The organism is Paramaledivibacter caminithermalis DSM 15212 (assembly GCF_900142245.1).
In the GTDB taxonomy this organism is placed as follows: domain Bacteria; phylum Bacillota; class Clostridia; order Peptostreptococcales; family Caminicellaceae; genus Paramaledivibacter; species Paramaledivibacter caminithermalis.
Window position 1 is genome coordinate 25,576 of sequence record NZ_FRAG01000033.1, and the last position, 11,481, is coordinate 37,056.

At 33.2% G+C, this 11,481-nt stretch carries 9 protein-coding genes; all 9 read left to right on the forward strand.

All coding sequences use genetic code 11. From position 1 onward, the window contains the following. The first annotated feature begins 47 nt into the window (after positions 1-47). The gene (locus BUB36_RS12330; RefSeq protein WP_084112014.1) at positions 48-1,244 is read left to right on the forward strand and encodes a pyridoxal phosphate-dependent aminotransferase; all 1,197 of its coding nucleotides are present in this window, start codon (positions 48-50) and stop codon (positions 1,242-1,244) included. Positions 1,245-1,409: 165 nt separating this feature from the next. Then, positions 1,410-2,441: a TRAP transporter substrate-binding protein gene (locus BUB36_RS12335; protein ID WP_242655811.1), complete on the forward strand. Its 1,032-nt coding sequence runs from the start codon at positions 1,410-1,412 to the stop codon at positions 2,439-2,441. An 83-nt stretch (positions 2,442-2,524) separates the two neighbouring features. Beyond that, complete coding sequence (locus BUB36_RS12340; RefSeq protein ID WP_106406512.1) at positions 2,525-3,028, forward strand: TRAP transporter small permease; 504 nt, start codon at positions 2,525-2,527, stop codon at positions 3,026-3,028. Next, positions 3,028-4,302, forward strand: coding sequence for a TRAP transporter large permease (locus BUB36_RS12345; protein WP_073150638.1), 1,275 nt, complete (start codon positions 3,028-3,030; stop codon positions 4,300-4,302). Before BUB36_RS12340 ends, BUB36_RS12345 begins: the two co-directional genes overlap by 1 nt. Positions 4,303-4,351: 49 nt before the next feature. Beyond that, the gene (locus BUB36_RS12350) at positions 4,352-5,152 is read left to right on the forward strand and encodes an electron transfer flavoprotein subunit beta/FixA family protein (protein ID WP_073150641.1); all 801 of its coding nucleotides are present in this window, start codon (positions 4,352-4,354) and stop codon (positions 5,150-5,152) included. A gap of 2 nt (positions 5,153-5,154) precedes the next feature. Then, positions 5,155-6,147 carry an electron transfer flavoprotein subunit alpha/FixB family protein gene (locus tag BUB36_RS12355; RefSeq protein ID WP_073150644.1) on the forward strand — a complete coding sequence of 331 codons (993 nt, stop codon included), beginning with the start codon at positions 5,155-5,157 and terminating at the stop codon, positions 6,145-6,147. Positions 6,148-6,179: 32 nt separating this feature from the next. After that, positions 6,180-7,568, forward strand: coding sequence for an FAD-binding oxidoreductase (locus BUB36_RS12360; protein ID WP_073150647.1), 1,389 nt, complete (start codon positions 6,180-6,182; stop codon positions 7,566-7,568). Between the two features lie 309 nt (positions 7,569-7,877). After that, on the forward strand, positions 7,878-9,329 hold the full coding sequence (locus tag BUB36_RS12365; RefSeq protein ID WP_084112016.1) for a sigma-54 interaction domain-containing protein: 1,452 nt from the start codon (positions 7,878-7,880) through the stop codon (positions 9,327-9,329). A gap of 93 nt (positions 9,330-9,422) precedes the next feature. After that, positions 9,423-11,081 (forward strand): M20/M25/M40 family metallo-hydrolase, encoded by a 1,659-nt coding sequence (locus BUB36_RS12370; RefSeq protein WP_073150652.1) that lies wholly within the window; start codon positions 9,423-9,425, stop codon positions 11,079-11,081. Positions 11,082-11,481 lie beyond the last annotated feature (400 nt).

Here is an 11,481-nt window from a genome sequence, read left to right on the forward strand (position 1 = left end):
TTAAAAAATTAGTGTTTTTGACAATACATATAAAAGGAGATGTGAAGATGAAATTACCAAACCATAGAATGAAAAATATTCCTATGTCTGGAGGGGTCTATGAGATTTTTCAGAAGGCATTGAAGCTCGAAAAGGAAGGGAAAAAAATAATACATATGGAGATAGGTAGACCAGACTTCGATACCCCAGCTATAGCAAAGAAGGCTGCAATTAAAGCATTAGAGGATGGTTTTGTTCATTATACTGCCATGGCGGGAATAGATGAGCTTAGAGAAGCGGTAGCCCAGAGGGCAAAGAGAGATATAGGAATAGAAGCAGATCCTGACAGTGAGATTATGATAACGGCTGGCGCATGCGAAGCTTTATTTTCCATAATGATGGGATTATTAAATGAAGGAGATGAGATTTTAATTCCAAGCCCCTATTTTCCAGCTTATTTAGATCAGACTATCCTTTCAGGAGTAAATACAGTACCTGTTCCACTAAAATTGGAAAACGATTTCAGATTAAAGGTTGAAGATATCAAAGAGAGAATTACGTCTAAAACTAAGATGCTGCTTATAAATACACCACATAATCCTACAGGTTCAATACTGGAAAAGGAAGATCTAGAAGAAATTGCAGAGCTTGCCAAGGAATATGACTTATGGGTTATATCTGATGAATGTTACGATGAGTTTATATTTGAAAGTAAACATATAAGTATTTCAACGTTGCCAGGAATGAAGGAGCGTACAATAGTGGTTAACTCTGCTTCTAAAACTTTTTCAATGACTGGATGGAGGATAGGCTATGTTATAGCACCTGCTGAAGTAATAAAGTATCTAAATAAAATTCATCAAAACATGTCTACATGTGCTACATCATTTGCTCAAAAGGGCGCAGTGGATGCTTATAAATATGGTAGAGAGTCCATTAATAAGATGGTAAAGGAATTTAAAAGAAGAAGAAATTTAATAGTAAGCTATTTAGACCAAATAGATGGGATTGAGTATGTAAAGCCGAAGGGAGCATTTTACGTATTTTTCTCCATAAAGAATTTTGGTATGGATGCATCTGAGTTCTGCAATTATATATTAGAAGAAGCTGGAGTAGCAATAGTTCCAGGTGATTCCTTCGGCGAATATGGTAAAGGTTTTGTAAGAATAGCCTATGCCTGCTCATATGAAGAAGTTAAAGAAGCTATGGATAGAATCAAAGGAGCTATAGAGAAATTAACAGTAAGCACAGCTGCTGACTGTTAATATAATGATTTTGTCATTTTACTCTATAGATATTCCAGTAAAACAGTTAATTCATACACATCAAAAATCCTTAGAAGCTCTGAATATTTTGATATGCATAAATTAAGTTTTACTATTGGAAATCTATATGGCAAGTCAAAATTAATATTTGAAGGAGGAATAAAATTGAGAAAGCACATTGTAGTACTATTATCAGCTGTTTTAATGCTAGCTTTAGTATTAGGCGGATGTGGGGGAAACAAAGCTGCTGAAAGTAACAATGAAACAACATCAAATGAGGAATTGACCATAAGAGTTGGTCATGTTTTACCAGAAACACATGCAACGCATATTTCATTAGCTGAGGTATTTAAAAAGGAAGTAGAGAAAAACTCAAAGGGCAAAATCAAGGTTGAATTATATCCAAATGCACAACTTGGCGGTGATAGACAAGAAATCGAAGCAGTAGGTTTAGGTACTTTAGAAATGTGTATTCCTGCAGGTTCAGTATTAGCAGGCTTTGACGAAAATTTCATGGTATTTGACTTACCTTTCTTATTTAAGAGTAGAGAAGCTGCATTTAAAGCTTTAGATAGTGATTTTGGTAAGAAAATAGGCGAAGGATTAAAATCTCAAAATATAGTTAACTTAGGTTTTGGAGAAAATGGTTTTAGAAATATAACGAATAATGTTAGACCTATCCATACACCAGAAGATCTTAAAGGGATAAAGATAAGAACTATGGAAAACCCAATTCATATGACCACATTTAGAGCATTTGGAGCAAATCCTACTCCTATGGCATTTGGTGAACTGTTTACAGCATTACAACAAAAAACTGTAGATGCTCAGGAAAATCCAGTTGCTATAATTTATACATCAAAGTTCTATGAAGTTCAAAAATATCTTACATTAAGTGGACATGTTTATGCTAATTGCCCTTACCTTATAAATAAAGACTTCTATGAGGGTTTATCCGATGATTTAAGAAAAGTAGTTGATGAAGCAATTAAGAATACAATAAATAGACAAAGAGAACTAACTGCTAAGCAGGAAAAAGAATTCATTACAGAGCTAAAGGAAAATGGAATGGAAATAAATGAACTTACTTCAGAGGAAAAAGATGCATTTATTAAGGCAGCTCAGCCTGCATATGATGAATTCGTTGAGAAATACGGAAGTGAGTTAGTAGATATGGCAAAATCATATAACGAGTAGTATTTAACTATTAATATTAGTATATTGGCTTGAAGAATCATTCTTCAAGCCTGTACCTTAAACCACAATATCTCAAGTTAGGAGTGGTATTGTTGAAGCTTTTTAAAATACTAGATGAAAAACTAGAAGAAGTTTTCCTTATTTACAGCTTAATATTTACAGTAGCAATCATATTTTTACAGGTAGTTATGCGTTACGTTTTTAAAAATTCACTTTCATGGAGTGAGGAATTAGCAAGATATATTTTTCTATGGCAGATATGGGTTGGTGCAAGCTATGCAGTAAAGAAATCAAAGCACCTCAGAGTAGGGATAATAAACAGTTATATTTCAGAAAAAGGAAAGATTATAGTAGAAATATTAGTAATTATACTATGGATTTGTTTTAGTGTTTTCCTAACTACTAAATCAGCAGAGTTAACTGGTCTTCTATTTAAAAGAAATCAATTATCTCCTGCAATGCGTATGCCCATGGGTTATGCTTATGCGTCAGTACCTGTAGGATGTGGATTAATGACATTGAGATTATTGCAAAGAGCTTATATAAATATAAAAACCATGTCAGCTAAGGAGGTGGAGGTGAAGTAATGCAAATTTTATTATTATTCATATTGTTAATAGGATTTATAACATTGAGTGTGCCAATAGGTATAGCCCTTGGGTTATCTACAGCAATAACCTTGATTTTAACAAGTAATATACCATTGATGATGTTGGCTCAGAATGCTTTTGCAGGTTTAGATTCATTTCCACTAATGGCAATTCCGTTCTTTATTTTAGCTGGTAACCTTATGAGGTATGGAGGAGTATCTAAGAGACTTCTAAATTTTACAGATAGCATAGTAGGTTTTCTTACAGGTGGATTAGGTATGGTTACAACAATGGCATGTATGTTTTTCGCTGCTATATCTGGCTCAGGACCTGCAACAGTATCTGCTATAGGTTCTTTTATGATGCCAGCAATGAAGGAAAAAAATTATGATGAAGGATATTCGGCAGCTATTACTGCTGTGGCTGGATCTATGGGAGTTATTATCCCACCTAGTATACCCTTTGTAATATATGGAGTTGCTACAGGGGCTTCTATAGGTGATTTGTTCATTGCAGGTATTATTCCAGGAGCATTAATAGGTATAGGATTAATGATTGCAAACTTTTTCATCTCTAAAAAATGTGGATATGTTGGAAATATAGAGAGACCACCTTTATTAAAATCCTTTAAAGAAGCTATTCCATCTTTATTAGTGCCAATCATTATACTAGGAGGAATTTATGGCGGAATATTTACACCAACAGAGGCAGCCGTAGTAGGAGTAGTATATGCTTTAGTTGTTGGAATATTCATAAATAAAGAGTTAGGATGGAAAGAAATACGAGAATCTTTAAGAGATACTGTTCTAATCAATGGAGCTACTACCTTTATGATAGGTCTTTCAATGTCATTCGCCAGTTTCCTAACCATGGAGCAGGTTCCAGCACATTTTGCAAGCCTATTGTTAGGAATTTCTGATAGTAAAATAATCATACTTATTTTAATAAATATATTCCTACTTATAGTAGGATGTTTTGTTGATAACATATCAGCCTGTGTAATTTTGGCACCAATATTTTTACCAATAGTAACAAAGCTGGGAATGAGTCCAGTTCAATTTGGTGTCGTTATGACAATAAATTTAGCAATAGGATTTGTTACTCCACCATATGGAGCCAATTTGTTTGTTGCATCAGCAGTAGGTAATGTAACCATGGAAAAGCTAACAAAACATGTATTACCATTGATTGCAGTAATGCTTGTAGTATTAATTTTAACCACATACTTTCCCTTTGTATCTATGGGTCTAACGCATATATTAGGCAGGTAGAATTTTATTACAAGGATAAAATGACATTATTAATGAGGAGGTAGAAGAATTGAATATTGTTGTCCTATTAAAACAAGTACCAGACATGGAAAAGGTAAAATTCGATAGTGAGAGGGGTGTTGTTGACCGTAAATCTGCTGGAACAGAAATAAATCCATTTGATTTGAATGCCCTAGAAGCGGCAGTACAGATAAGTGAGAAATTACAATCACAAGTGATTTCCATGACAATGGGACCCCCAAGTGCTGAAGAAGCTTTAAAAGAGTCAATAGCAAGGGGAGCAAACGATGGAATCCTTTTAACCGATAGAGCTTTTGGTGGTGCAGATACAAAGGCAACAGCAGTAACCCTTGCAAATGCTGTGAAAAAGCTTAGCAGTTATGACCTAATCATTTGTGGAGAGAAGTCAGTAGATGGAGACACAGGACAAGTTGGAGCTGAAGTAGCTGAATTTCTTGATATTCCCCATGTTTACTATGTAGATGAGGTTCGAAAAATAGAGGAAGATTATATAACTGTGGTATCTAATATTTGCGGAGGAAGATATATAAAAAGAGTGAAGTTTCCTGCACTTATTAGTGTAACAAAGGATATAAATACTCCAAGATTACCATCATTAAGAAATAAAATGATGGCAAGAAAAGCTGAGATAAAAAAATGGTCAATTGATGATCTAAAGGAATATCTAAATCCAGAAGAAGTTGGTTTAAAGGGTTCTCCTACACGAGTTAAAAGAATAGAAGTTCCTCCAGAAATAAAAAGACAGGGGAAAGTATGTAGAAATAATATTAGTTCATTTGTTGATGAAATATTTAAAGCATTGAAAGAAAATAAGATATTGGAGGGATAGATATGACTGAAAAAGCCCATAAGGGAGTATTGGTATATGCAGAGCATAATAAAGGAATTATACATAAGGTTAGTTATGAACTTTTAGGAAAGGGAAGAGAACTGGCGGAAAAACTAGGAGCTCCTTTATATGCAATAATATTAGGACCTAAAGATATTGACATTAAAGAACTTATTTACCGTGGAGCTGATAAGGTTTTCTATATTGAGGATGATGTATTTAATAAGCCAGAGGAAATGTTATATAAAATAAATTTAGTTGAAGCTATTAAAGATATTAAGCCTGAGATATGTTTGATTGGAGCAACAACCTTTGGACGATCTCTTGCACCACGTGTTGCAAGTGCATTAGGTACAGGATTGACAGCAGATTGTACGGAATTAGAAATCGATGACAGTGATAAGCTCATTCAAATAAGACCAGCATTTAGTGATAATATATTAGCCCATATACATACGGTTACATATCCACAAATGGCTACTATAAGATATAAAGAGTTCTTCGAAGCAAAGAGAGATATAAATAGAGAAGGTGAAATAGTTAAAAAACAAGGAATTATTCCAGAAACAAGATTAGTTGAGATCCTTGAAGAAATTAAGGGAGATGGAATTGATATAACAGAAGCAGAAGTAGTAGTAGCAGGGGGAAGAGGAATAAAGACTCCAGAAGATTTAAAACTGCTTAAGGAGTTGGCTGATCTTCTTGGAGGTATGATTGGAGCAAGTAGGGATTTAGTTGATCAAGGATATATTTCAAGTGATTATCAAGTAGGATACAGTGGACACAGAGTAAAGCCAAAACTATATATAGCTTGTGGTATTTCTGGTGCTCCTCAGCATTTGGCAGGTATGAGGGATTCAGAATTAATAATTGCCATAAATACCGATCCATCTGCACCTATATTCAATATAGCAGACTATGGAATAGTAGGAGATTTGTATGAAGTAGTTCCTATGTTTATAGAGAAATTGAAAAGACAAGAAAGCATAGCATAAACTAAGATGACATAAATTGAGGAGGGATTACTATGAAACAAGAGGTTCTTGAAGCATTAAGAAATATTGTAGGCAGTGATTGGGTTGTAAGTGAATTAGATCAAACAAAGGGTTACTTGTATGATGAAACTGAATTGTTGATTAGACCAGATGCTGCGGAAGATTCAGTAGTTGTAAAGCCAAGAACTCCCGAAGAAATATGTGAAATATTAAAATATGCTAATGAAGAACAAATAGTTGTTGTACCTAGAGGTGGAGGAACAGGACTATGTGGTGCAGCAATCCCTACTGAAACCAGTATTATTCTATCAATGGAAAGATTTAAGGACATTATAGAAATAGATAATGAAAATCTTATGATTACAGTTGAAGCAGGTGTTACGTTATCTGAGCTAATAGAAGTGCTTAAGAAGCATGACAAGCTTTATTTTCCAATACATCCTGGAGATGAAAGTGCTCATATAGCAGGTATGGTTATTGAAAACGCTGGTGGTGCAAGAGCGGTTAAGCATGGGATTATGAGAAGTCACATTAGGGGAGTAGAAGTGGTTCTTCCTACAGGAGAAATCTTAAATCTGGGCGGGAAATTAACAAAGAACAATGCAGGATATAACTTATTACAGTTAATAATAGGCAGCGAGGGTACACTGGGCGTAGTAACAAAGGTTACATTAAAGCTTTATCCAGAACCAAAATATTCAGCAACTCTTGTAATATCCTTTGATAACTTTAAAGATGCAGTGGCGGCAGTACCTAAGATATTACAGGAGGGAATAACGCCTTTAGCTATAGAATATGTTGATAGGGTTATAGCTTTAGAAGCAGCTAAGCATATAGGAGAAAAATGGCCTGCTGAAAAAGGAAATGTAGATCTTATATTTATGCTTTCTGAATCAAAGGAAGATACACTCTATGACAGCTGTATGGCTATTGAAGATATTTGTAGAGATTGCGGAGCCATTGACAGTCTTATGGCTGATAATAATAAGGATCAACAGAAAATATTAGCAATAAGAAGCAATACATATACTGCTACAAAGCATGATTTAGCCGATAGCCTAGACATTACAGTTCCTCCAGCATATACTCCAGATTTGATGAATGATTTAATGGATATAGCAGAGAAATACAATACTAAGATTACTTCAGTAGGTCACATTGGAGATGGTAACCTACATAACAATATCCTATTGGTAGATGGAAAGCTTCCTTTATATTATGAACAAATGAAGGAGGACATGTATAAAGCAGCTAGAAAATACGGTGGAACTATTACTGGTGAGCATGGAGTTGGAAAAACTAGAATGGACAGCTTAATTACCCATCTCGAACCGAAAAAGTTAGATATAATGAGGGGAATAAAACAGGTTTTTGATCCCAATAATATACTAAATCCAAATACAATATTTTATACTGAATAATTAAAAAGCTGCTATTAAAGGAGTAGTGTAATAAAAATTCTACTTCTTTAATAATTTTATCTAAACTCATTTTTAAGAGTGAAAGCTGACTCAGGAGGAAGGGGTGACATACCCCTGAATTTTTATATAGAGTAAAAGAAATGTAAAAAAATAGCAGAAAACAGAGGAAAAAAAGAAAATATGTCGAATATGTAATAATATATAACATATAGCTAATTATATATTACTAACAAAAAATAGCTGAAAGGAATCTATTTAGTAGATATTAATAAAAAACTAGATACCATTCTGAATCAGAGGAGTGGGAAAATGTGTATAGACATTGATTTATTAACGAAGTTCCTCAACGACTTAAATGAAGAAGGTATAAGAGTAGTAGATAATGATGGTAAGATTTTGGTATACAATGAAACTATGGCAAAATTAGAAGGCTTAGAGGTTGAAGAGGTATTAGGTAAAAATTTATTTGATATATTGTCTTTTTCAAAAGACAAAAATACACTTCTTGAAGTTCTAAAGACAGGTAAGCCATTGATAAATGAGCTTCAAACCTATTTTAACAAAAATGGTAAAGAAATTTCTACTTTGAATTCTACTTGGCCAGTTAAGCAAAATGGTCAGATTGTTGGTGCCATTGAAGTGGCTCGTGATATAACTAAAATAAAAGAATTGACTGAAGAATTACTAAAATTAAAGGAAGAACCATCAAATAATGGGAATAGGATAGTATCAAAAAGCAAGATTAAAAAGTACACCTTTGATGATATTATAGGAAAATCTTTAAATCTTATGTATGCAAAAAAGCTTGCTCTTAGAGCTAGCAAGACATCTTCCAATGTCCTTATTATAGGAGAATCTGGAACAGGTAAGGAGTTGTTTGCACAAAGTATCCATAATGCCAGTTATAGACGTCACAAGCCATTTATTGCTGAAAACTGTGCAGCTTTACCAGAAAGTCTATTGGAAGGCTTATTGTTTGGTACAGCAAAGGGTAGCTTTACAGGGGCAGTAGATAGACTAGGCTTCTTTCAACAGGCTGATGGAGGAACCCTAATGCTGGATGAAATCAATTCAATGTCATTAGGGCTTCAGTCAAAGCTCCTGCGTGTTATGCAAGAAGGAAGCTTTAGGCCTATAGGAGGTGATAAAGAAATTAAAGTTGATGTACGTATAATTGCTGTAACTAACGATGATCCCTTAAAGCTAATTAGAGAAGGTAAATTAAGAGAGGATTTATTTTACAGATTAAGCGTAGTAAACCTAGTTATTCCCCCTTTAAGAGAACGAAATGGAGATATAGACATTTTAACTGATTATTTCATTAAAATTTTTAAAGAAAAGCTAGGTAAAAGCGTAAAAGGAATAGATAATTCAGTTAAGCAATTATTTTACCGATATAAGTGGCCTGGAAATGTCAGGGAGCTTAGACATGTTATTGAGGGAGCTATCAATCTAATTAAGGACGGAGAAAAAATAGGAATCCAGCATTTGCCTTTTTATTTAAAGTCAAGAGTAACAAATGAAAATGGTAAAAAGGACGAATCTAAAAGAATCTGTGATAATAGTGTACTGCAAAGAATGAAGGAAAACAAATTGAGTTTGGATGAATATTTGAAAAAGGCAGAAGAAGAGTTGGTGATGGATGCGTTAAAGGCTACCCATGGTAATATTTCAAAGGCCGCTGATATTTTAGGAGTTACAAGGCAAGGACTTCAATATAAAATTAAGAAGAGACTTTTTGCACAGATAATAAATGAATAAAATTTATATTAGATTTTGATGTTGGTTATTTATAGACATTCAAGTAAAACAATTAATTTATACAAATCAAAAATCTCCAAGAAGGTGATTATTTTGAATGTAGGTTTTTCGCTAAATATTTCAAAAGAAATAGAAGTTTTGTTTAATAAGTTGGTATCAATAAGAAGTGATACTGGTACAGTATTAGAAAAAGATGTAGAAGAATATATATATAATTGGATTAGCAAAATAGAATATTTTAATAATAATCCTCAAATGTATGGGAAATACCCGTTAAAGAATGATTATTTAGGAAGGTCTGTTGTTTGGGCGTTGTTAAAAGGAAATGGAAAGAGAACTGTGATACTATTACACCACCATGATGTGGTAGATGCATTGGATTATGGAAGTTTAATGGAATATGCCTATAGCCCAGATTTACTAAAAGAAAAATTGCATCTTCTAGGAATTTCAAAGGATGTTAAATCAGATCTAGATAGTGGAGAATGGATATTTGGTAGAGGGACAGCGGATATGAAGGCAGGAGCTGCAATTCAACTGACTTTGTTAAAGCAGTATTCAAAAATAAAAGATTTCAATGGAAATATACTTCTACTATCAGTACCGGATGAAGAAGCTTTATCTTCAGGAATGAGAGAAGGGGTAAATTTACTGGTAGAGCTTAAACATCAATATGAGCTTGACTATACTATAATAATAAATTCAGAACCCCATGAAAGAGAAAAGAGTAATATAGGAGCTTTATATGAAGGCTCAGTGGGTAAAATAATGCCTCTAATATATGTTAGAGGAAAGAAAGCCCATATAAAGGATGTATTTAGTGGATTTAACCCAATGATATTATTAAATGAGATAGTAAAAAGGACAGAATTAAATCCCGATTTTTCAGATGTTATAGGTGATGAGGTATCTCCACCGCCTTCTTGGCTTTATTCTAGAGATAGAAAGAAATTCTATGACGTTTCTATACCGGAAGCAGCTGGGGGATACTTTAACATACTTACACTTAAGAGAACTCCTAAAGATATTTTAAAGCAGCTGAAAGAAATATGTGAGGAAGCCACTAAGGATGTAACAAACTTTGTAAGTTCCAATTATGAAGGCTTTAAAAAGAAGACTAAAATACAAGGTAATAAATTGAAATTGCAAATTAAAGTAAAGAGCTTTAATGAGCTTTATGGTGAGGCTTTGAGTAACTCAGGTGAAAAATTTGTTAAAGATTATACTAGGACTATAGAGAAAATAAAAGATGATATACAAAATAATAAAATAAGTATTCCAGAAAGTACATTTGTTATTATAGAAAAAACCCTTGAATATGTTAAGGACCTATCACCAATGGTTATAATAGCATTTTCACCACCATATTATCCCCATGTTTCAAACATTGATTTTAAGGGGTTATCTAAAGCTGTTTTAAACTTGAATGATACAATTAATGATTTTTCAAAGCATTCATGGAATGAAGAATATAAGAAATATAATTATTTCATGGGAATATCTGATATGAGTTATGTTGCACTTACGTCCAGTGAAGAAGTTATTCCATATATAGGACCCAATATGCCTTTATGGGGAAATCTATATAACATACCCTTTGAACACATGAAGGAATTATCTATTCCTGCAATCAATATCGGACCCTGGGGAAAAGATTTACATAAATTAAGTGAAAGGGTACTTAAAAGAGATTTACTGGAAAGAACCCCTAAATTAATTAAATTAGCCATTGAAAATCTTTTAAAAGGATAAATACCTTATTGCTAATATATAATCTCTTCATATGAAATAATTTGGAGGGATATTTTTTTGTGAAATAAATAAACCTGAATTATTCATAGAAAACATCAAAAATGATTGAATCGTAGTATTAACAAGTAGTCCAACAAATTGGACTTTGCACCCATTGGGTGAAATAACAAAAAAATAAAGAAAAGAACCTAATTTTGTGTTAAAGTTAAAGCGTTAAAACAAAAACTATATCACGAAAAGAGGTTCTTTCTATGACAAGTTTACATCAAAATTCACTTAACTTCAACAAAAGTTTTTCATATGATTTCGGTGGAGGTAATCTTTCTTCAGATGCAGGGTTAATAATAGTTCGTTCTTTTCTTGAAAAAATTGGCTTAATACCGCTACTTAAAACCCTTTT